Source organism: Brevibacillus sp. FSL K6-2834 (genome assembly GCF_038592925.1).
Taxonomy (GTDB): Bacteria; Bacillota; Bacilli; order Brevibacillales; family Brevibacillaceae; genus Brevibacillus; species Brevibacillus borstelensis.
Window position 1 is genome coordinate 642,195 of the sequence record NZ_CP151945.1, and the last position, 20,306, is coordinate 662,500.

The following is a 20,306-nucleotide window of genomic DNA, read 5'->3' on the forward strand; positions in this document are numbered from 1 at the left end:
AAAAGGCGGCCACCCTATTGAGGGCGGCCGCCGTGTTTTTCCCAGTATAAAAACCAACAGCTGTTGAGCAATCGAATTTGCCGGACGTCCTTCCCGAAGAAGGCACGCTGCAATTGCCTGCGCATCCATTGTGGCATGAAGGGTACCTCCTGGTGTCATTCCTATATTGGCAATGTATGCGGCAAACACACAGGAGGTACCTATTTTCTTTGCACGACTCGGAAAGGCAACTTGCAGTTGTTCGTATATGGCTACAAAGCAGAACTGTGAAAGCACGTGAGAAAGCGGAACTTTCGGCCTCTGGGTACTAGAGGCTTTGCAAAGCCCTCGAAAAGAGATTACTCATCTTCCAGCAGGAATTCAAGCTGTGCCTGCAAAGCGCGAATCTCCGTCAACAACGAGATCAGCGGATAAACCGTTTCCTGCAAAGAGGAGAAATGGCTCTCCAGCCGGCTGACGTACGCCAGACCATCTTCTGTTTGAAACGCATCGGAGAGAAGCTCTAGCTCGGCGCATTCCGCGATGACCGTCGGAAGCTGCGGACGCTCTGCAATGGTCAGCTTGTCGATCTCCTTTTGAAGCCGTTTCAGAAGAGCGACCAGTTGATACATATGGGATTCCGGCATGGCGACAAAGCGCAGCCCAGTTTGTTCCTGCAAGATTAAATAGCGCATCAGTTTCCCCACCAATCTCATGATCTCATCAAATAAGTGTACTGTATTGCTCTGGCACTTTTCAACCAAAACTGCTATCGTCGAGGTACAAGCTTCAGCTGGGGAGAGAAAAACAATGACAGATCAGGAGTTGCAAGCACTGGTCGAAGCGGTCTCTGCACAGTATTTTGCCAGGCCGTTCCGTCACCAGGCCAGGTTCAACAGCAGGCTGCGGACGACAGGGGGACGTTACCTGCTTCGTTCCCACGACATCGAGATCAACCCTCGCCATCTGGAGCAGCACGGAGAGGAAGAGCTGATCGGGATCGTAAAGCATGAGCTGTGCCACTATCATCTTCACCTGGAAAAGAAAGGGTACCAGCATAAAGATCGCGACTTTCAGGAGCTGCTCAAGCAAGTGGGGGGAAGTCGCTACTGCCAGGAGGTCGGCGGCGGAAGAACCCGGCTTCCGTATCGCTATGAGCTTGTGTGTGAAGCCTGCCAGATGCGGTACAAACGAAAGCGAAAAATCAATCCGGCCCGTTACCGCTGCGGCCGTTGTTCAGGAAAGCTGCGGCTGTATGAGCTGGAAACAGCGGCAAAGCAGCAGGGCTGATGGCAGCCGGAGAGCAGCGGCAGCACGGAAAAGCCTGTCCGGGCTGTGCGCCCGTTTCCTTGCGTGCTTTGAAAGCAGGGCGGTATAATGAAGGCACTGTAAACTAAAGGAGCGGTAGTAGTGACGTACGACGAGTTTTCCCTCATCAGGCGGTGGACGAGCCGCTCCGCCGGCCAAACAGGCGACGGGCTCAGCGTAGGGATCGGAGATGACGCGGCGGTGTTTTCGCTGCCAGCAGACAGGGAAGTGGTAGCCTGCTGCGACGCCATGGTAGAGACTGTCCATTTCCTCAAAGAGACGATGAACCCGAGCGACATCGGCTACAAAGCCGTCATCAGCAACATCAGCGACGTGGCCGCCATGGGGGGCATTCCCAAATACGCGTTGATCAGCATTGCCGTCTCGCCAAATTGGACAGCAAAAGAGTGTCAGCAGATTTACGACGGCATTTACGCTGCGTGCGAGGCCTACGGCGTACGTGTGATTGGCGGCGATACGGTGTCCAGCCCCGCCGCTCTTTCACTGTCTGTTACGGTGATGGGTGAGGTGGAAAAGGGACGGGCGTTGCTCCGGTCAGCAGCGAAGCCTGGTCAGCTTGTATTTGTGACAGGGCATGTAGGCGGGTCGGCAGCCGGCCTGGATCTGTTGTTGCAAACGGCAAAAACGGGAAAAGCTGTAGAGGAGATGTGGCAGCCGTTGGTTGCTTTTCACCAGAGACCGGTGGCCCAGGTTGCCGCAGGACGCATTTTGGCAGCCTCTGCGAATCCAGGAGCGCTAAACGACGTCAGTGACGGACTTGCTTCTGAATTGTGGGAGATTTCCGAAGCCAGCGGTGTTTGTCTGCGGATCGAAGCGGAGTTGATCCCGGTAGCGGAAACAACCCGCATGTATGCGTCTCACAAGGGAAAAGATCCTCTCCATTGGGCATTGTACGGAGGAGAAGACTATCAGCTTGCAGGAACGATTGAAGCGGTGGAAGAAGAAAGGATCGGAGCGCTGTTTGCGCAGCAGGGGATCCCGTTTACCGTGATCGGGCGGGTGGAAGCGGGCGGACCATCGGTAGTGATGAACCGCAATTCGCGCTGGGAGCCGGTTGCGAAAGCGGGATTTAACCATTTTGGCAAGGCCGATGCCAGGAAAGGGTGACAGGATGAAGTACGAATGGAATGCGTCAGGCGTAGAAGAGACCTTGCGCTTTGCGGAAAAATTGGGTGTCCGCTTGCTCCCCGGCGACTTTCTCGCCCTGGAGGGGGATTTGGGGGCGGGCAAGACGACCTTCACCCAGGGACTGGCTCGCGGCCTTGAGGTGAAAGGAACAGTCAACAGCCCCACCTTTACGATTATCAAGGAATATGAAGGGCGTTTGCCGCTGTATCATATGGACGTCTACCGGGTGGGAGAGGACGTGGACTCGCTCGGGCTGGACGATTATTTTTTTGGGGAAGGCGTCACTGTGGTGGAGTGGGCTTCTCTGATCGAGGACGTGCTGCCGCCGGAACGGCTGACTGTCATCCTGCGGTCGGAAGGCGATGATGCCCGGCGGATTCAACTGATTCCCCGGGGGGATCGCTATGTGAAATTGTGTGAGGAGATTGATTGGTGATGCGGGTACTTGCAATGGATACATCCAATCTCGTGTTGAGCGTGGCCGTAGTCGAAGAGGACAGGATCTTGGCTGAATTGACGACGAATCAGCAGAAAAACCACTCTGTCCGCCTGATGGACGCGATCTCCGAGTTGATGGATGAAACGGGAACATTGCCGGAACAGCTGGCTGGCATCGGAGTTGCAAAAGGGCCAGGCTCTTATACGGGTGTACGGATCGGTGTGGCCACGGCAAAAAGCATGGCCTGGTCGCTTCAAATACCGGTGATCGGCGTCTCCAGCCTTGAGGCTGTCGCTATGAATGCGCGAGGCTTCTCCGGCTTGATCGTCCCGCTCTTCGATGCGAGGCGCGGACAGGTCTATACAGGGGCCTTCCGGACAAAAGACTGGGCGGAACTGTCTGTAGTAGCCGAAGAGCGGTTGGTGCTGCTTCGCGATTGGCTCGCTTCGTTAAAGGAACAGGCTGGGAATGAGCGCGTTCTGTTTATGGGAGAGGATTTGCGCATTCACCGGGAGACGATCGCGGAGCAGTTGGGTGAACAAGCCCTTTTTGCGCCTGCAACCCACAATCATCCGCGAGCTGCCCACATCGGTCTTGCTGCTCTGGGCAAGCTCGCAGAGGGTGGTCATCCGCACGAAATGGTTCCCGAATACTTGCAGCTGGCAGAGGCCGAAGCCAAGTGGCTGGCCCAAAACCCCGCATGCGGGGTGAAGGAATAGCAATGACTGAGCAGATCGATATAGAATTCCGCTTTATGACACTAGAAGACGTAGACGCGGTCTGGGAATTGGAGCGTTTGGCGTTTCCGACACCTTGGCCGCGTGATGCCTTTGTCAATGAACTGACGATCAACCCAAATGCCCGCTATGTCGTAGCCGTGATGAATGGCCAGGTCATCGCTTATTGCGGGATGTGGATTGTACTGGACGAGGCTCACATTACAAACGTGGCCGTCCATCCCGATTGCCGCGGGCAAAAGGTAGGAGAGCGGTTGATGCGGCAGATGATGGGGCTCGCCTATGTATTCGGAGCGAGAAGCATGACGCTGGAAGTGCGCCCGTCCAACACCGTGGCGCGGAATATGTATACCAAGCTGGGCTTTACAGAACAAGGACGTCGGAAGCGTTATTATTCCGATAACGATGAAGATGCTCTCATAATGTGGGTGACATTGCATGAAGAATAGAAAACCATCACGCTATGAAGAACGGGTGCAGCAGGCGTATCTGGCTCAGCAGCAGTCTGGTCGTCCGGTAAACATTTTGGGGATCGAGACAAGCTGCGACGAAACCTCGGCCTCCGTCGTTCAGGACGGCCGGACAGTCCTGTCCAACATCATCGCTTCGCAGGCAGATATACACAAGCGGTTTGGCGGTGTCGTGCCGGAGGTAGCCTCGCGCAGGCACGTGGAGAACATTACCCTGACGATTGAGGAAGCCTTGCAGGAGGCGGGGAAAACGCTGGATGACATCCAGGCCATCGCCGTCACCTACGGACCGGGCCTGGTTGGCGCCCTGCTGGTAGGGGTAGCTGCCGCAAAGGCGATCTCGTATGCCCGCGGAATCCCCTTGATCGGGGTGCATCACATTGCCGGCCATATTTACGCCAACCGGCTGGTCACGGAGATGGAGTTTCCTTTGATCGCTCTGGTCGTGTCCGGGGGGCATACAGAGCTCGTCTGGATGAAAGAGCATGGACATTACGAAATTTTAGGTGAGACGCGGGATGACGCTGCCGGGGAGGCGTACGACAAGGTTGCGCGCGCCCTCCAGCTGCCGTACCCGGGCGGTCCGCACATTGACCGCTTGGCACACGAAGGAACTCCCAGCATTCCGCTTCCTCGCGCGTGGCTGGAGCCGAATTCCTATGATTTCAGCTTCAGCGGTCTCAAATCGGCTGTACTCAACACGCTGCACAATGCGTCACAGCGCGGAGAAAGCATCAGTCCGCAAGACCTCGCTGCAAGCTTTCAGGACTCTGTGACAGAGGTGCTTGTGGAAAAAACAATCCGTGCGGTAAAGGAATACAGAGCGAGACAAGTATTGCTTGCAGGGGGAGTAGCAGCCAATCGCGGGCTGCGGGAAAGACTCTCGAAAAGATGCGGGGAGGAAGGCCTTCCACTTGTCATCCCGCCGCTCTCCCTATGTACCGACAACGCGGCGATGATTGCCGCAGCGGGATACATTTCGTATCAAAAGAGGCGCTTTGCACGGCTGGACTTAAACGGTGTGCCGGGCCTGCCCTTGTCATAAAACGCATAATCCTGACTGCTCACTTGGGGGAGCAGTCTTTCTTTTCCTCATCGTTATCCACAGCTTCTGGATAATTTTTGAGGTTTGTCTTCCCCACACCTGTGAATACTGGTGATAACACGAGGCATTTACCGGGAAAATCACGTTTTTTCTGTGGATGAATCTGTGGAATATGTGGATAAACAGAAAATTTTATCAACAGTGGGGGAAGATTGATGAAAAAATGGTTGCTGCTCGCCGCACTATTTGTCCTGCTATGGTCGTCGCAGCTCGGACAGGATTACGCAGGTGCTGCTGTGGAGTCAAAGAAGAATCTCCAAAAGCGGCAGGTGATAGCGCTGTTTGTGGAGGGGCTCTCCTTTCAGGATGTTGAGCGGCTCAGGAAGTATCCACATGTGGATAATTGGCTGAGAAAAGCCGAGGCCGGAGCGCTGTCTATCCGTTCGCCCGGAGCGAGATCGGCAGCCAACTCCTATTTGTTGATGGGCAGCGGCGGACAGGCTCTTTACACGGACCGGAGCGGCACAGCCTACCACCCGGAAGAGTATCTTTCCAAGTACGAAACAGCCGGCGAGCGGATGGTGGAAGTAAGCCCGCCTGAGGTGGAGCCTGTAGCGCGCTATCGCATCGTTTTTCCCGGCATTTACCGGCTGCAGGCAGAGAATCGAGACAAGCCGTTTACCTCCCGAATCGGCTTGCTGGGAGAGACACTGGCTCGGCACAATCTGTCTGTAATCAGCTACGGGAGCGGAGACTACGATGACATCAGGACCCGGCACGCCGTTCTGTTCGCGATGGACGAGCGCGGTGGGGTGCCGTTTGGAAATCTTTCGGACAAAACGGCGATACAAGCGCCTTCTTATCCTTACGGGGTTAAAACGAACTACGATTACTTGCTCCAGAGCATCGACAGGGAGACGGCCTCTGGATTGATCTCGATCCAACTGGCTGATTTGGCGCGCTTGTATCAGGTAGCCGACGATATGGCGCCGGAGCGGTTTGCCAAACAGTACGAGCAGGTGCTGAAGGACTTGGGCGGGTTTCTTGACCGGCTGCTTTCGTCGCGCAAGCCCGGACAAATGGTGATGCTGCTCTCGCCGGTCCCCAACCAGAAAGCGGTACAAGCCAAAATGCTGCTGCCGCCTGTGTTTGTTTGGAAGGGGGGAGAGGCAGGGCTGCTCACCTCTGCGACAACGAGGCAATCCGGATTGGTCAGCGGGCTTGATATTCTCCCGACAGTGCTTGCCTTTCTGCAGGTTTCCGTGCCGGATGGGCTGGCTGGACATGTCATGAAAAAGGAAACGGGAAAAGGGATCGGCGAGCTCGCCTATGAGGTGGAACAAATCCACCATATTTACGCCAATCGCAGTTCTGTGCTTTACACCTACGTCATGCTGCAGATCGTCATTTTGGCGGCAGCGGCCGCTCTCTGGGTTTGGGGAAGGGGGAAAAGCGGAGAGAGCCTGCAATGGGGGCGCAGGGCTATGCGTCTTGCTCTCCTCTCCATGCTGTGGTTTCCCCTGCTGTTCCTGCTCGAAGGCTTGGCCGGTTGGCGGGTATCTCCGCCGGTCATTCTCGGCGAGCTCATTTTGGCAGCGATGGCGGGTGCCTGGCTGATGGAGGGAAGGCCGCTGCCGGCAGCGCTTGCGGTCGTGGCCGGGTTGACAGTCGCCCTGCTGTTGATCGATGGCTGGAGCGGCGCCCCGGCGATGCGCCGCTCGTATCTGGGGTATGACCCGGTAATCGGCGCTCGTTTTTACGGATTGGGGAATGAATACGAAGGAGTGCTGATCGGATGCACCATCCTTTTTGCAGCCGCCTTGTACCAGTGGAGCGATTCGAAAACAGCCGAAAAAGCGCCAGGCCGGGAGAATAAGTCTGCTCTGTGGGTAATCGTGCCTCTCTTTCTGCTCGTCCTTGCCTATATGGCCGCTCCGGCGTGGGGGGCGGACGCGGGCGGTTTCTTGGCGGGACTGATCGGTTTTGCTGTCGTGCTCATTCGGCTGCAGGGGTGGCGCCCAGGCAAAAAAAGCCTCCTGCTGCTCGCAGGAGGCATGCTGGTCGGTATTGCGTTGCTCGCATCTGTCAGTCTCTTGTCCAGCCAGCCGCCGACTCATATTACGAGAGTCGCAAGCCAGCTTTTGTCCGGTGACTGGACGGAAGTGATGCATATCGTGGAACGCAAGCTGGAGATGAATCTCAGGCTGATTCGTATTTCCGTGTGGAGCCGGGTTTTTGTCGTGTCCCTGCTCGTTTTGGGGCTGCTGGCGCTGCGCAGTGACAAGTATCTGCGCCATTTCGCCAGCGATTATCCGTTGCTGGTCAAAGGCTTCTCCGGAGTGATCGCCGGTTCGCTGGCCGGCCTGCTCCTGAATGATTCCGGCATCATTACCGCAGCCACATGCATCATCTACCTGGTCGTACCGACTCTGTACACCGCTTTGTGCGAGCCAGTCGAGGAACGCTATTCCAGCTCTTGAGAACGTCTTGCTTTTACGGGAGCCGGGAGCAGGCTAACTCTCTGAAAGCTCGCTCCACTCATCGTACAACTGCTCCAGCTCCACCTTTGCCTGCTCGATCTTGTCGTTGCGCTCCTTGGCCAGGACGTGGTCGCTGTAGATTTCCGGGAGACACAGCTCCTCCTGCCAGGTCAAAATGGCGGCCTCCCGCTCCTGTATCGCCGCTTCGATTTCCTCCAGGCGGCGCAGTCTTTGACGCTCGCGGCGCTTGGCCTCCTTGTCGCGCTCATAGCTCGATTTCTCCTGCAGGTCTGCAGCAGAGGAGGCTTGTTTCTTCGTGCTTTGCGCTTGCTGTTCAGCTGCCAGCTCGGCCAGCTCCTGCTTCTTTTCTACGTAATAATCGTAGTTGCCGAGATAACTGGTCACGCCATCCGGGGAGAGCTCCAGTACCCGGGTGGCGATTTTATTGAGGAAGTAACGGTCATGGGAGACGAACAGAATCGTTCCCGGGTAGTCGTACAAGGCGTTTTCCAGCACTTCCTTGCTGAAAATATCAAGGTGGTTGGTCGGCTCGTCGAATATCAGAAAATTGGCTTGCTTCAGCATCAGCTTGGCCAACGAAACACGTGCTCTTTCGCCGCCCGACAGATCGGAAATGCGCTTTTGCACGTCGTCGCCGCTGAACAAAAAGTTTCCGAGCAGGGTACGGACATCCCGCTCCAGCATCAGCGGATAGTCGTTCCAGATTTCATTGAGCACCGTATTTTGGTCATTCAGATTCCGATGCTCCTGGTCGTAGTAGCCGATCGTGACATTGCTGCCGAACTGGATGCTGCCTGTAATAGCTGGCAGTTGCTCCACGATCGTCTTCAGGAGAGTCGATTTTCCGATTCCGTTGGGACCGACGAGAGCGACGCGCTCCTCCCGTTCCAGCTCAAAGGTGAGGTGTCGGGACAGCACGGCGTCCGGGTAGCCGATGCTGACATTGGCCGCCTTCATCACGATGTTGCCGCTCATTTTGGCGACATCGAAGGAAAAGTTGACCGACTTGTTGTTCATGATCGGTTTCTCCAGCCGGTCGATCTTCTCCAAGGTTTTTCGACGGCTTTGGGCCCGCTTGGTCGTTGTCGCCCGAGCGATGTTCCGGGCGATGAAGTCCTCCAGCTTGGCAATTTCCTCCTGCTGCTTGTCGTAGCGCTTTAATTCCTGCTCCAGCCGGGCCGCCTTTTGGTCGAGAAACTGACTGTAGTTCCCCGTGTACCGGGTCGCACGGGTGCGCTCGATCTCGTAGACGACGGTGACGAGCTTGTCCAGGAAGTATCGGTCATGGGAGACCACGAGGATGGCGCCCTGGTAATTTTGCAGGTAGCCCTCCAGCCAGGTGAGCGTCTCAATATCCAGGTAGTTAGTCGGCTCATCCAGCAGCAGGATCGAAGGAGCCTGCAAAAGCAGCTTCGCCAGGGCAAGCCGGGTCTTTTGCCCGCCGCTCAGGGTGAAAATCGGCGTCTGATAGTCCATATCGGCGAATCTGAGTCCATGCAGGACGCCGCGAATCATCGCCTCATAGCCGTACCCCCCGCGTTCCTTGAATGCCTCGGAGCGGCGGGAATAATCCTCCAGTATCTGCTGGTACCGTTTTTCGTCAGCCAGAACGGCCGGATCGCCCATCAGCGTCTCCAGCTTGCGAAGCTCCTGCTCTTCCTTTTGAAAATGAGTGAAGACGGAGAGCATTTCCTCCCAAATGGAGCGTTCGGACTCCAGCCCGCCGTTTTGCGCCAGGTAACCGAGCGTGACATCCTTCGGAATTCGGACGGTTCCACTGTCATAGCTGAGCTGCCCGGCCAAAATCTTCATTAGTGTCGATTTTCCGGCCCCATTGACTCCGACCAGTCCGACGCGCTCTCCTGTTTGAATTTGCAGCGAAATGTCCTGTAAAATGGTCTCAATCCCGTACGTTTTTTGTATATGTTCAGCTTGAAGTAAGATCATTGCTTCCACCTCTTTATCAATACCGTAAACGATCTGTCGGCCTGCGTGGCACAGATTGCTGATCCTGGCGCTTCTGCAAGCGGCCAAGCATGCTCTGCTCCTGTCTGTATCAGTGTAGCTTAGAGACCAGAAAGGGACAACCCCGACCGATATGGGAGTGGCCGGGAGAAAAGAGAGGGGAAAAACACATGGAGCTTCTCGATCAAAAGAGGGAACTTCGCAGAGAAATTCTCGCCCAAAGAGCATCTGTCAGTCCGGAAGAACGCCAGGCCCGCTCCGAACAAATGTGCCGTCATTTGCTTTCCTTTGACAGACTGCGCCGCTGCCGTACGGTCATGGCGTACTATCCGTTTCGCGAAGAACTGGATATCGTCCCGTTCCTGGAAAAAGCGCTTGAGCGTGGGCAGGAGATATGGCTGCCGCTGACGCTTCCGGCGGAGCGGCGAATTGTTCCCTACATCTATACGGGGCCTGATATGCTGAAGCGGGGAACGTACGGCATACTCGAACCCGATCCCGGCCTGGCTGCGGAAGGAAAAGCCGAAGACCTGGACGCTGTGCTTGTTCCCGGTGTCGCTTTTGACCGCAGGGGTGGGCGTATGGGGTACGGTGCCGGTTATTACGACCGCTTTCTTTCCTCCCTCCCGCACAGGCCGCTGTTGATCGGCTGTTCGTTTGACCTGCAGGTACAAAAGGCGGTGCCGATGGAACCTCACGACATTTCGCTCGATTTTCTTGCGACGGAGTCAGGGATCAGAGAAACAGGCCAGCCAGACCTTTCGTAAATGTGACTGCTTTGTGTCGAGATTGCGTCATTTGCCCCTGCCCTATCTACATGTGAAAAAAAACAGTGTACAATACAGTAGCAAGAACTATTGGAGGAATGGGCTGTGACCAACTGGAAAATAGGTGTAATATCCGCAAGCGATTCCATTGCAAGGGGAGAGCGCGAAGACGATCGCATCCCGATTATCCGCACGCTTGTAAAGGAATGGCTGCAGGTTGATGTATCTGTCTACCGTGCTGTGTCTGATGATATGGAAGATTTGAAGGAAAACATGATCGAGTGCGTAGATCGTGAGAAATGCGACTTGTTGATTGTGACAGGAGGCACGGGTTTGAGCCCGCGGGACGTCACTCCCGAGGTGACAGCGTGGGTCATCGACAGACCTGTTCCGGGATTGGCCGAGGAAATGCGCCGCGCCGGCTTGCAGCAATCCCGCCGCGCAATGCTGACCCGTGCAGTAGCCGGAACGAGGGGAAATTCGCTGATTATCAACCTGCCAGGCAATCCAAAGGGCGTCGAGATTTGCTTCAACGCCATCGGGGACATGCTGTCTGACGCCTTGCACATCTTGCAGGGAACCGGAGGAGCCAATGAAGATTGGGGAGGATTGGGTTGGTAGAAAAACCGAAGCTGAAGGAAGTGCCTGTTCGAGAAGCGATCGGCATGATGCTCCCGCACGACATGACGCAGATTCTCCCAGGAGAGTTTAAGGGACGCTTGTTTAAAAAAGGACATGTCGTCACAGAAGCGGATATCGAGCCGCTGCTTTCCATCGGCAAAGAGCATATTTACGTCCTTGAAATGCCGGAAGGGTTTATCCACGAAGAAGAAGCCGGCTTGAGGATTGCCCGTGCCGTTTCGGGAGGAGGGCTTGTCTTGACGGAGCCCTACGAAGGCAAAGTGTCGATGAAAGCCAAGCATCTGGGGTTGGCCAAAGTACATGAAGAGGCTGTTCACGCGCTGAATGAGCTGGAGGGCATCGCGTTTTCCACCATTTACGGCGATCAGGTGGTGCAACCGGGGCAAACGGTGGCCGCTACCCGAATCATCCCGCTGATTATGGAAGAAGCGCGAATTGAGCGATTGGAGGAACTGGCACGCCAGTTTTCCGGCCCGATCGTGGAAGTGAAGCCGTTCCTGAAAAAGCGTGTCGGCTTGGTGACTACAGGTGGCGAGGTCTTCTCGGGCAGAATTTCCGACAAATTCGGTCCTGCCATCCGATCCAAGGTAGAAGCGTTTGGTTCCGTCGTGGTCGAACAGCGGTTTGCTCCCGATGACAAAGAACTGATTGAACAAGAGATTATCCGTTTTCTTGACGAAGGAGTCGATCTGATCCTGGTGACAGGCGGCATGTCTGTGGATCCGGACGACCGCACTCCGGGAGCGATCGCGGGAACCGGTGCAAAAGTCGTACGCTACGGCACACCGATGCTTCCCGGTTCGATGCTGATGGTAGCGTATAAAGGAGACATACCGATCCTCGGTTTGCCGGGAGCGGTAATGCACGAACCGTTTACTTCATTTGACGTCTTCCTGCCACGCATCCTGGCCGGAGAAAAAATTGCCGAACAGGACATGACCCGTTTGGGATATGGCGGATTGCGCAAGTGTTAGCTGGTTACACTGTCAAATGACAGGAAAAAAGGAGTGAAGTGCATGAGTACGATTGGAATTCCTGGTCTTATTTTAATTTTGGTGCTGGCGCTGGTTTTGTTTGGGCCCAAAAAGCTTCCGGAGCTCGGACGGGCAGTCGGTCATACCCTGAAGGAGTTCAAGAATGCGACCCGCGGCCTGACAAGAGACGATGACGAGGAAGAAGAGGCTAAGCCTAAAGATCAGCAGCAGCAAGCAAAAACAGCTGTCGTCACAGAGAAGGATGCCTTTGACCGCGAGAAAATGGAGCGGGAAATTCGCGAACGCCTCGAACGTGAGCGCCTGGAAAAAGAAATCCGGGAAAAACTGGAGCAGGAGCGCCTGCAAGCAGAGAACGCACAACACAAGGCGTAGCCGGACAAGGTGGGTGCCATGTTGGAAGATCGCGAAATGACGGTAGTAGAGCACCTGACCGAGCTTCGTACACGGATCATTTGGGTGCTGGCAGTATTTTTTGTTGCTTTGATCGCCGGATTTTTTTGCGCCGGCCCGCTGATCGAATACTTGAAAGAGAAACCGATCACCGAAGGAGTTCCGCTTATCTCCCTGCATCCGTCCGACACGCTGCGCGTCTATATGCAGTTTGCCTTTCTGGTGGGGGCGGTGGTGACACTGCCGGTCGCATTGTTTCACATCTGGAGATTTGTTTCCCCGGGCCTGCAAGTAAATGAGCGCAGGGTGACGCTGTATTTTATCCCTGCCGCTTTCTTCTTGTTCATCATCGGGGTTTTGTTCGGGTACTATGTCGTCTTTCCGATGATCATGCTGTTCGTGACAGGCATGTCGCTCGGGATGGACGTCAAGCCTAGCTACGGGATCGCAGAGTACTTCGGCTTTTTGTTTAACCTGGTCATTCCGTTTGGGATTTTGTTCCAGTTGCCGATTATCGTCATCTTCCTCACGCGGCTGCGGTTATTGAATCCGATGCGTTTGGCCAAAATGCGCAGATTTGCCTACTTTGGACTTGCGGTTGTCGGCATTACCCTGACGCCGCCGGAAATTGTCAGCGACATTCTGGTCACAGTCCCGCTGCTGCTTTTGTACGAGGTGAGCATCTGGCTCTCCAAGATCGTGTACCGTAAGCAGCTTGCGGAAGAAGAGAAGTGGAACAACGAATACAACATGGAAGCGGATGAGGCTGTCCGCTGAACGTGAAAAATCTCTTGCCCCCAGGGCGGGAGATTTTTTTTTGCTTGGACATACTAAACGGGAAAGTTTGGGAGGTGACGGAAGATGTGGAAAGCTGCCTTTTTGATCGTGGCGCTATTTAGTTTTTTGACGGCAATGCCAAGCGCTTCTTCAAATGCTTCTGCCGAAGGCGCAGGGATCGGATTCCTGCATGACTCTGTAAAAAGGGCCATTACTTTGAATCAAGCGGAAAACGGCGAGATTCAAAAGGGGACTGAAGCTGCTGACCCATTGGCAGCCGAGCAGGTAGAGCTGTTTGATACGGACAAGGAGCGCGTCATCAAAACTCTCGAGAATACGAGCGAATTTCAAACCGAAGCGCAAAGTCTCCTGAAAAGCGTCAGCGGGCGGGTGCAGGACCTTCAGCCTGCTCTGTCCCACGCCATGATTGTCAAAATCCCGCTGGCGCCGCCGCAAAAGCTGCTTCATAAACAGGCGGGAATCGATACGATGATCGCCAACATGTTCGTCGTCATGCCAAAGGATAGCAGCCGCCGGCCCTGGATGATCCTGCATACGAAGGAAGCGGAAACATTGGTTGTTGAATTTTCGGGGGAGATCGGCAAGTTGAAGAAGCTGCTTCTCCTGCCGTAGTGCCAGTACAGGGGAGCAGCGAAGTAGAAAGGAAGCGGAAGGGGAAGCAAAACGCCCGGCCGTCGCAAGGACTGGTCGGGCGTTTTTGTGGCGTTGAAAAGCCATTTTACCGGTTTTATTGCTTGGGAGTGACAAACGCTTGGGTGTAGTAGTCGGCAACGACCCCGACGCCAAGCTGGGTAAAGTTCTTTTCCAGGACGTTTTTCCGGTGGTCGGGACTGTTCATCCAGCTTTCATGGGCTTCGATGGAGTCGGGATAGCCAGCCGCTATGTTTTCGCCCGCCATGCTGTAGGAAAGTCCCGCTTTGCGAAGCCGTTCAAACGGGTCCATCCCGGTCGTAGCGGAGACGTGGTCGAAAAAGTCGTGGTTTTCCATATCGACGCTATGGCCTCGGGCTACCTGTGCAGCCTGCTCATTCCAGCGAAGCGGGGAAAGCTTGTAGCGGTAACGGATGACATTCACCAGGTCGAGTATTTGTCTCTCTCTGGCTGCATCCACCTGTTCCTGCTCCTTGATGCTCAACGGAGGCGGGTCAAAGTCGGGGGCTGCCCCGGAATAGGTCCAGCGCGTTTCGTAAAAACCGCCCCGCAGCAGCATCAGCGTATCGATCAGCCGAATGGCCGTTACCTTGTCGCTGTTCTGGTTGTCCAGATAAAAGATACGCGGAGTGCCGTCCTGAATTACCAGCGGACGCTGATTTTTTTGATTGGTAATCTGGACGCTGGCCTTTTGATAAGAGAAAGAGACAGTGTGCTGCAGCTTGTACATTTGGCTCAAAGAAGAGAGGCTGGTGCCGATTCCCACCTCGCCGAGCTTTGCTTCCGGGGCATTGGAATACAGGTCGACCACTTTTCCGTTCGCAATCCCTACCTGGAGGTAGCGAGCCGGATTTTGGTTGTAGATGTACCATTGATAGCCAAGGCCGCTCGGCTCCTGCCGTCCCGGTTGGCCGAGCAGTTTTGTCACCTGGGCGACAGGCATGCCCAATTTGATGCCAAACAGGCTGTTTGCGGACTTGTTTGCCGTTTGGGCGGAAGCAGCAGCCGATGCTGGCACCGCTGCAGCCGGAGAACCCGGAGGTGTTTGAACGGCCTGCTGCTTTTGCGGCGGCTTGTCCTCCTGCCGGCTGCCAGCAGCTCCCCTTGGGGCCGGAGCTTGTCCGACAAAAGCAGCCGAATTGGTTTGATCGAGGTGGACCGGCTTGCCTTCAAGATAGCCGGCAAGCGACAAAGGGATATAGGTGGTGCCTTTGTATTCCAGCGTAGCGGGCCGGTATCCGGTTTTGTCCCGATAGTAGCCGGGCTTGTCCGCATCGGTTACTTCCTTTCCATCCCAGTAGAGCTTCACCGGTTGGACCGAGGCGAGGATAAAGGGCGAGCCAGGAGACAAGAGGCGGCCGATTCCTGCCACAGAGAGAGCGAACACGCCGATCCAGAGCCATTTCCGCATGCAGTATTCCTCCTTCAGAGTGGATCTGATTCTACGTTCTCTCTATTTATATGAACGAGCCGGATTGATAGAACAAAGAAGAAGGGCCAGGCATATCTGGCTAGTGACGAGCCTGGAACAAGAGATTGGAAATTTGTGAGGGAAAATACTTGCAAAGTACATAGCGATTCATTATTATAGGAATTGGGTGTTAGCACTCCCTTTGATTGAGTGCTAACAACGCAAAACTTCTTGAACCTACATTTTTGAGGAGGGTGTTTTTTGTGCTGAAGCCATTGGGTGACCGTGTAGTACTCGAACCAATTTCCAAAGAAGAGACGACCGCTAGCGGTATCGTTCTCCCTGACACTGCGAAAGAAAAACCGCAAGAAGGTCGTGTAGTCGCAGTCGGTTCTGGTCGCGTTTCCGACAACGGAGAGCGCATCGCTCTGGAAGTAAAAGAAGGCGACAAGGTTATTTTCTCCAAATACGCCGGCACCGAAGTGAAAGTGGATAACAAAGAATACCTCGTGCTTCGCGAATCCGATATCCTGGCGATCATCGGCTAAGGCTCTTTCACATAAGGCAAGACCGGTACGAACCGTAAACACATAACGCAGGAGGTTGAGTTCTGATGGCAAAACAAATCAAGTTCTCTGAAGATGCTCGCCGCGCGATGCTTCGCGGTGTTGAAACACTGGCAAATGCCGTTAAAGTAACCCTCGGTCCAAAAGGCCGCAACGTGGTTCTGGAGAAAAAATTCGGTTCCCCGCTGATCACCAACGACGGTGTGACCATCGCAAAGGAAATCGAACTGGAAGACGCATACGAAAACATGGGTGCGCAGTTGGTTAAAGAAGTAGCAACCAAAACCAACGATATCGCTGGTGACGGTACGACAACTGCAACTGTTCTGGCTTATGCCATGGTTCGCGAAGGTCTGAAAAACGTAACTGCCGGCGCTAACCCGATGGTAATCCGCCGCGGTATGGAGAAAGCTGTTCGCGCAGCTGTTGAAGAAATCAAATCCATCGCGAAGCCGGTAGAGAGCAAATCCGCTATCGCACAAGTAGCAGCGATCTCCGCTGACGACCAAGAAGTCGGCAACCTGATTGCTGAAGCGATGGAAAAAGTGGGCAAAGACGGCGTAATCACCGTTGAAGAGTCCAAAGGCTTCACTACTGAGCTGGATGTAGTAGAAGGTATGCAGTTCGATCGCGGTTATGCTTCTCCTTACATGATCACTGATACCGACAAGATGGAAGCGGTTCTGAACAACCCTTACATCCTGATCACTGACAAGAAAATCTCCAACATCCAAGAAATTCTGCCTGTTCTGGAGCAAGTTGTACAAAGCGGCAAACCGCTCCTGATCATCGCAGAAGATGTAGAAGGCGAAGCGCTGGCTACTCTCGTAGTAAACAAACTGCGCGGTACCTTCACAGCTGTTGCTGTAAAAGCTCCTGGCTTCGGCGACCGCCGCAAAGCTATGCTGGGCGACATCGCAACCCTCACTGGCGGCGAAGTCATCACAGAAGAGCTGGGTCTCGAACTGAAATCCACCAAGCTGGAGCAACTCGGCCGCGCTGGCAAAGTTGTTGTTACCAAAGAAAACACTACGATCGTGGAAGGCGAAGGCAACAAGGCTGATATCGATGCACGCGTTGCTCAAATCCGTCAACAAATCGAAGACACCACTTCCGAGTTCGATCGTGAAAAACTGCAAGAGCGCCTGGCAAAACTGGCTGGCGGTGTAGCAGTGATCAAGGTCGGTGCAGCTACCGAAACCGAACTGAAAGAAAAGAAACTCCGCATCGAGGACGCCCTCAACTCCACTCGCGCTGCTGTGGAAGAAGGTATCGTGCCTGGCGGTGGTACTACCCTGATCAACGCTATCAAAGCGGTAGAAAAAGTTGTAGCTGAAGGCGAAGAAGCGGTTGGTGTTCAGATCGTTCTGCGCGCTCTGGAAGAGCCAGTTCGCCAAATCGCTGCCAACGCTGGTCTGGAAGGCTCCGTTATCGTTGAGCGCCTGAAGAAAGAACCTGTGGGCATCGGCTTCAACGCTGCTACTGAAGAGTGGGTAAACATGCTCGAAGCAGGTATCGTAGACGCTGCGAAAGTTACTCGCTCCGCTCTGTCCAATGCTGCATCCGTAGCGGCTATGCTGCTCACTACCGAAGCAGTTGTGGCAGACAAACCAGAAGAAAACAAAGCGCCTGCCGGCATGCCTGACATGGGCGGCATGGGCATGATGTAAGAAACGGCCATCCGTTTCGCAAAGAGACAGACTTGCGGGTCTGTCTCTTTTTTGTGCGTTCAAGGCATGTGCTCTCCATGTGGCACATCCTTGTTGTCGTCCTTCTTTTTTTCGGAAAGCGTCTCCTCGTCTCAAATGTTTTTTGAAAAGTGTAAATATTTATATTGAAAAAATATTTCCTAATTTTATAATAGATTATAAAATAATACTCCAAGAGCAAGCGTGCACGAGAAGGACAGACAAATGGAAAACGTGGAGGAGATTTTCGCGATGAGAAAAGTAGGGGTTTGGCTGTTTTCTCTTTTGCTGGTATTTTTCCTGGCTGCCTGTAGCGGCAGTCCTCCGGCAACGACTTCCGGCGGAGAAGGGGGAAAGACTCAACCTGCGGCTGAAGCGCCAAAAGGGGAACAGGTTGAGCTGACGATGTACAGCTGGCGTACAGAAGACAAAGAAGCGTACAACAAGATTATCGCCGAGTTTGAAGCGAAGCATCCAAACATCAAGGTAAAGTTCAAACCGTTCAAGTCAACCGAATACAACACGATTTTGACCAATACGCTGACATCCGGGACGGGAGTGGACATATTGCAGCTTCGTCCTTACCAGGGAGCTACCTCTATTGCAGATGCAGGCTACCTGATGCCCATCGATGATCTGAAAGGGGTAAGCGATATTCCGAAGGCGTACCTGGATGCCGCTCGCGGCAGCGATGGCAAAGTCTACGGCGTACCGTTGTCGATCAACTCAGCCGTCATCTTCTACAATAAAAAGCTGTTTGAGGAGAATGGCTTGGAGGCTCCGCAAACGTGGGACGAATTTATCCAGGTGTGCAATGCTTTGAAGGCGAAAGGCATTATCCCGATTGCGCAATCAGGCAAGGCAGCTTATCTGCTGTCCATTACCCACAGCGTTTTTGCGCCCAGCTCAATCGGCGGAAACGAGTACATCGAGAAAATGCTGAAGGGCGAGGTCAATTTCAAAGACCCGGCTTTCATTGACTCGATCAAAAAGATGAAGGAACTGGAGCAGTACTTCCCGCAGGATTTCATCGCGCTCGACGACAAGGATGTCCAGGCGCTGTTCTACACCGGCAAGGCTGCGATGTATATCAACGGCAGCTACCGTCTGGAAACGTTCGAAAAGCAAAATCCGGATATGCCGCTTGACATCATTCCCTCTCTGGCCAAGGAAAAGGGAGGAGATACTCCGATTGTAAACTGGGTGGACGGCTCGTACGGCATCTTCAAGTCGACCAAACACCCGGAAGAAGCAAAAATATTCATGGAGTTCCTTGCTTCCAAAGAGTTCGGGCAATTGTTCAGCGACGAATTAAACAGATTCAGCGCGATCCCAGGGGTAGAGCCGAAGAATCCGCTCGTTCAAAAAATGACGCAGCTCAGTGATAAGAGCATGGTGCCGTTCCTGATGCTGGTCCACTTCGGCGATGGGACTCCAACCACGAAAACATTGTTTGAGAACTCTCTGCAAGGGATGTACATCAACAAACTGACAGTCGAGCAGGTAGCTGAGGAGACCCAGGCTTCCGCTGATAAATGGTTTAAGCCAGCCAAGTAAGGCAGAAAGCGTACGGATTGTTGATTGCAGCGGTACAGTCAGGCCGACTTGCTTGACTGTACCCTTTTTGATGAGTACAGCTTAGGAGGAGGTTGAAACAGCGTGCCTGAATTGGAAAAAACACTGGAAACAAAGAGACAAACGTCGGTCAAACGGGGAGTGAACTGGAAAAAGCATCTCGTTCATCTGTTTCTGCTGCCTGCCTTGATATTCTATGTATGGTTTCAGGTGTTCCCGATCTTTTCCGCGTTTTGGAACAGCTTTTACTCCTGGAACGGAATGCAGCGGGGCTCGTTTGCCGGATTGGAAAACTTTGTCCGCCTGTTTACGGAGTCTCCGTTTAAAGAGATGTTTTACCGCGGTTTTGGACATAACGTCATTTTCTTTATCCTAACAGTTGTTTCCAAACTGATCGTCGCGTTTTTCCTGGCGATGCTGATTAACAGCAAGATTCGCGGAAAGGAATTTTTCAAGGCCGTTATTTTTATGCCGAAGCTTTTGTCCGTTATCGTTGTCGGGTTTTTGTTCAGCCTGATTCTGAACCCTACATACGGGGCGCTCAATACCTTTCTTTCCTTTATCGGGTTGGAAGCATTGGCCAAACCATGGCTGGGCAGCCCGGATACGGCTTTGTATACGATCATCCTTGTGAACAGCTGGTACGGCCTCGGGTTTGCTGTCTTAATCTTTTTGGCGGGCTTGCAGGCGATTCCCTCGGAAATCTATGACGCCGCCAAGATGGATGGGGCATCCGGTTTGACTATGCTGCTTCGGATTACATTGCCAATGGCGATGCCATCCGTGATGGTAATGACCATTTTGACATTTATCGGCGCCTTCGAGGCATTTGAACTGATTTTTGCCATGCAAGGCTCTCAGGCGGGGCCGTACTATTCCACAGATGTGCTGGCAACGTATTTTTATCGGCTGGCCTTTGGATCGGTAGAGGGCGGAGAGTCGATCGGACTTGGCTCCGCGCTGGCAGTTGTGCTGTTTTTGATGATCTCCAGCGCAACGGCTGTACTTCTTTTCTTCTTCAAACGAAAGGAATTCGAACAGTAGGAGGACATCCATGACTATAAAGATCGGGCGAGTGGCCAAGTATCTGGTATTGCTGTTCTTTTCATTTCTGGCGTTGTATCCCATCTTCTTGATGATCAGCTCCTCATTCAAGACGAACCTGGAGATTCTCACATCACCGCTGGCACTTCCCACGTCTTTTTCGTTTGACAACTACACGATGGTCTG

Annotated in this window: 22 protein-coding genes (1 of these 22 only partly in view); 18 read left to right on the plus strand and 4 right to left on the minus strand. The window is 53.9% G+C overall.

What is annotated here, in order from left to right; translation table 11 throughout:
* Positions 1 to 14: 14 nt before the first annotated feature.
* On the minus strand, positions 15 to 137 hold the full coding sequence (gene cmpA / locus NST96_RS03375) for a cortex morphogenetic protein CmpA (RefSeq protein ID WP_122958045.1): 123 nt from the start codon (positions 135 to 137) through the stop codon (positions 15 to 17).
* A gap of 201 nt (positions 138 to 338) precedes the next feature.
* Positions 339 to 674, minus strand: a complete 336-nt coding sequence (locus tag NST96_RS03380) for a hypothetical protein (RefSeq protein ID WP_003389776.1) — start codon at positions 672 to 674, stop codon at positions 339 to 341.
* A 115-nt stretch (positions 675 to 789) separates the two neighbouring features.
* On the opposite strand from NST96_RS03380, the gene NST96_RS03385 reads away from it, so the two are divergent.
* From NST96_RS03385 to NST96_RS03415, 7 genes are all read left to right on the plus strand, one after another.
* Positions 790 to 1,269, plus strand: a complete 480-nt coding sequence (locus NST96_RS03385; RefSeq protein WP_024985088.1) for a SprT family protein — start codon at positions 790 to 792, stop codon at positions 1,267 to 1,269.
* 120 nt (positions 1,270 to 1,389) lie between these two features.
* Positions 1,390 to 2,415 carry a thiamine-phosphate kinase gene (gene thiL, locus NST96_RS03390; RefSeq protein WP_024985087.1) on the plus strand — a complete coding sequence of 342 codons (1,026 nt, stop codon included), beginning with the start codon at positions 1,390 to 1,392 and terminating at the stop codon, positions 2,413 to 2,415.
* Positions 2,416 to 2,419: 4 nt separating this feature from the next.
* Positions 2,420 to 2,872 (plus strand): tRNA (adenosine(37)-N6)-threonylcarbamoyltransferase complex ATPase subunit type 1 TsaE, encoded by a 453-nt coding sequence (tsaE, locus tag NST96_RS03395; RefSeq protein WP_081924360.1) that lies wholly within the window; start codon positions 2,420 to 2,422, stop codon positions 2,870 to 2,872.
* Entirely contained in the window at positions 2,872 to 3,594 is a 723-nt protein-coding gene (tsaB, locus tag NST96_RS03400; protein WP_003389772.1) for a tRNA (adenosine(37)-N6)-threonylcarbamoyltransferase complex dimerization subunit type 1 TsaB, read from the plus strand. The genes tsaE and tsaB overlap by 1 nt, the downstream gene beginning before the upstream one ends.
* Before the next feature lie 2 nt (positions 3,595 to 3,596).
* Positions 3,597 to 4,061: a ribosomal protein S18-alanine N-acetyltransferase gene (gene rimI / locus NST96_RS03405; protein WP_003389771.1), complete on the plus strand. Its 465-nt coding sequence runs from the start codon at positions 3,597 to 3,599 to the stop codon at positions 4,059 to 4,061.
* The gene (tsaD, locus tag NST96_RS03410) at positions 4,051 to 5,127 is read left to right on the plus strand and encodes a tRNA (adenosine(37)-N6)-threonylcarbamoyltransferase complex transferase subunit TsaD (protein WP_003389770.1); all 1,077 of its coding nucleotides are present in this window, start codon (positions 4,051 to 4,053) and stop codon (positions 5,125 to 5,127) included. Before rimI ends, tsaD begins: the two co-directional genes overlap by 11 nt.
* 215 nt (positions 5,128 to 5,342) lie before the next feature.
* Positions 5,343 to 7,607, plus strand: coding sequence for a hypothetical protein (locus tag NST96_RS03415; protein WP_172920590.1), 2,265 nt, complete (start codon positions 5,343 to 5,345; stop codon positions 7,605 to 7,607).
* A gap of 33 nt (positions 7,608 to 7,640) precedes the next feature.
* Here the strand turns inward: NST96_RS03415 and NST96_RS03420 are convergent, their stop codons facing one another.
* The gene (locus NST96_RS03420; protein ID WP_003389767.1) at positions 7,641 to 9,575 is read right to left on the minus strand and encodes an ABC-F family ATP-binding cassette domain-containing protein; all 1,935 of its coding nucleotides are present in this window, start codon (positions 9,573 to 9,575) and stop codon (positions 7,641 to 7,643) included.
* Between the two features lie 188 nt (positions 9,576 to 9,763).
* On the opposite strand from NST96_RS03420, the gene NST96_RS03425 reads away from it, so the two are divergent.
* From NST96_RS03425 to NST96_RS03450, 6 genes are all read left to right on the plus strand, one after another.
* Positions 9,764 to 10,360 (plus strand): 5-formyltetrahydrofolate cyclo-ligase, encoded by a 597-nt coding sequence (locus NST96_RS03425; protein WP_031932566.1) that lies wholly within the window; start codon positions 9,764 to 9,766, stop codon positions 10,358 to 10,360.
* Positions 10,361 to 10,465: 105 nt separating this feature from the next.
* The gene (locus NST96_RS03430) at positions 10,466 to 10,981 is read left to right on the plus strand and encodes a MogA/MoaB family molybdenum cofactor biosynthesis protein (RefSeq protein ID WP_003389765.1); all 516 of its coding nucleotides are present in this window, start codon (positions 10,466 to 10,468) and stop codon (positions 10,979 to 10,981) included.
* On the plus strand, positions 10,975 to 11,976 hold the full coding sequence (locus tag NST96_RS03435) for a molybdopterin-binding protein (protein WP_227278288.1): 1,002 nt from the start codon (positions 10,975 to 10,977) through the stop codon (positions 11,974 to 11,976). Before NST96_RS03430 ends, NST96_RS03435 begins: the two co-directional genes overlap by 7 nt.
* A 42-nt stretch (positions 11,977 to 12,018) precedes the next feature.
* Positions 12,019 to 12,369, plus strand: a complete 351-nt coding sequence (locus NST96_RS03440; RefSeq protein ID WP_003389763.1) for a twin-arginine translocase TatA/TatE family subunit — start codon at positions 12,019 to 12,021, stop codon at positions 12,367 to 12,369.
* 21 nt (positions 12,370 to 12,390) lie between these two features.
* Positions 12,391 to 13,164, plus strand: a complete 774-nt coding sequence (gene tatC / locus NST96_RS03445) for a twin-arginine translocase subunit TatC (RefSeq protein WP_024985082.1) — start codon at positions 12,391 to 12,393, stop codon at positions 13,162 to 13,164.
* An 84-nt stretch (positions 13,165 to 13,248) separates the two neighbouring features.
* Positions 13,249 to 13,797 (plus strand): hypothetical protein, encoded by a 549-nt coding sequence (locus NST96_RS03450; RefSeq protein WP_227278554.1) that lies wholly within the window; start codon positions 13,249 to 13,251, stop codon positions 13,795 to 13,797.
* 115 nt (positions 13,798 to 13,912) lie between these two features.
* Here the strand turns inward: NST96_RS03450 and NST96_RS03455 are convergent, their stop codons facing one another.
* Positions 13,913 to 15,247 carry a CAP-associated domain-containing protein gene (locus tag NST96_RS03455; RefSeq protein WP_342405548.1) on the minus strand — a complete coding sequence of 445 codons (1,335 nt, stop codon included), beginning with the start codon at positions 15,245 to 15,247 and terminating at the stop codon, positions 13,913 to 13,915.
* Between the two features lie 263 nt (positions 15,248 to 15,510).
* On the opposite strand from NST96_RS03455, the gene groES reads away from it, so the two are divergent.
* The 5 genes from groES to NST96_RS03480 form a co-directional block, all read left to right on the plus strand.
* On the plus strand, positions 15,511 to 15,795 hold the full coding sequence (groES, locus tag NST96_RS03460) for a co-chaperone GroES (protein ID WP_003389758.1): 285 nt from the start codon (positions 15,511 to 15,513) through the stop codon (positions 15,793 to 15,795).
* Positions 15,796 to 15,860: 65 nt separating this feature from the next.
* Complete coding sequence (gene groL, locus NST96_RS03465; RefSeq protein ID WP_003389756.1) at positions 15,861 to 17,483, plus strand: chaperonin GroEL; 1,623 nt, start codon at positions 15,861 to 15,863, stop codon at positions 17,481 to 17,483.
* Between the two features lie 243 nt (positions 17,484 to 17,726).
* Positions 17,727 to 19,058 carry an extracellular solute-binding protein gene (locus NST96_RS03470; RefSeq protein WP_003389755.1) on the plus strand — a complete coding sequence of 444 codons (1,332 nt, stop codon included), beginning with the start codon at positions 17,727 to 17,729 and terminating at the stop codon, positions 19,056 to 19,058.
* 102 nt (positions 19,059 to 19,160) lie between these two features.
* The gene (locus NST96_RS03475; RefSeq protein ID WP_003389754.1) at positions 19,161 to 20,120 is read left to right on the plus strand and encodes a sugar ABC transporter permease; all 960 of its coding nucleotides are present in this window, start codon (positions 19,161 to 19,163) and stop codon (positions 20,118 to 20,120) included.
* Between the two features lie 10 nt (positions 20,121 to 20,130).
* A protein-coding gene (locus NST96_RS03480; protein WP_003389753.1) for a carbohydrate ABC transporter permease crosses the window boundary here: on the plus strand, positions 20,131 to 20,306 show its beginning. Its footprint extends 646 nt past the window's final position; 176 of the gene's 822 nt are visible here — the first part of the coding sequence; it begins with the start codon at positions 20,131 to 20,133; its stop codon lies beyond the right edge, outside the window.

Coding starts and splice junctions, on each gene's coding strand:
- NST96_RS03415 (WP_172920590.1), top strand. CDS start 5,343: ATGAAAAAATGGTTGCTGCTCGCCGCACTATTTGTCCTGCTATGGTCG.
- NST96_RS03450 (WP_227278554.1), top strand. CDS start 13,249: ATGTGGAAAGCTGCCTTTTTGATCGTGGCGCTATTTAGTTTTTTGACG.
- tsaE (WP_081924360.1), top strand. CDS start 2,420: ATGAAGTACGAATGGAATGCGTCAGGCGTAGAAGAGACCTTGCGCTTT.
- rimI (WP_003389771.1), top strand. CDS start 3,597: ATGACTGAGCAGATCGATATAGAATTCCGCTTTATGACACTAGAAGAC.
- NST96_RS03425 (WP_031932566.1), top strand. CDS start 9,764: ATGGAGCTTCTCGATCAAAAGAGGGAACTTCGCAGAGAAATTCTCGCC.
- tsaD (WP_003389770.1), top strand. CDS start 4,051: ATGAAGAATAGAAAACCATCACGCTATGAAGAACGGGTGCAGCAGGCG.
- cmpA (WP_122958045.1), bottom strand. CDS start 137: ATGCCACAATGGATGCGCAGGCAATTGCAGCGTGCCTTCTTCGGGAAG.
- NST96_RS03380 (WP_003389776.1), bottom strand. CDS start 674: ATGCGCTATTTAATCTTGCAGGAACAAACTGGGCTGCGCTTTGTCGCC.
- groL (WP_003389756.1), top strand. CDS start 15,861: ATGGCAAAACAAATCAAGTTCTCTGAAGATGCTCGCCGCGCGATGCTT.
- tsaB (WP_003389772.1), top strand. CDS start 2,872: ATGCGGGTACTTGCAATGGATACATCCAATCTCGTGTTGAGCGTGGCC.
- NST96_RS03440 (WP_003389763.1), top strand. CDS start 12,019: ATGAGTACGATTGGAATTCCTGGTCTTATTTTAATTTTGGTGCTGGCG.
- NST96_RS03420 (WP_003389767.1), bottom strand. CDS start 9,575: ATGATCTTACTTCAAGCTGAACATATACAAAAAACGTACGGGATTGAG.
- NST96_RS03470 (WP_003389755.1), top strand. CDS start 17,727: ATGGAAAACGTGGAGGAGATTTTCGCGATGAGAAAAGTAGGGGTTTGG.
- NST96_RS03455 (WP_342405548.1), bottom strand. CDS start 15,247: ATGCGGAAATGGCTCTGGATCGGCGTGTTCGCTCTCTCTGTGGCAGGA.
- NST96_RS03385 (WP_024985088.1), top strand. CDS start 790: ATGACAGATCAGGAGTTGCAAGCACTGGTCGAAGCGGTCTCTGCACAG.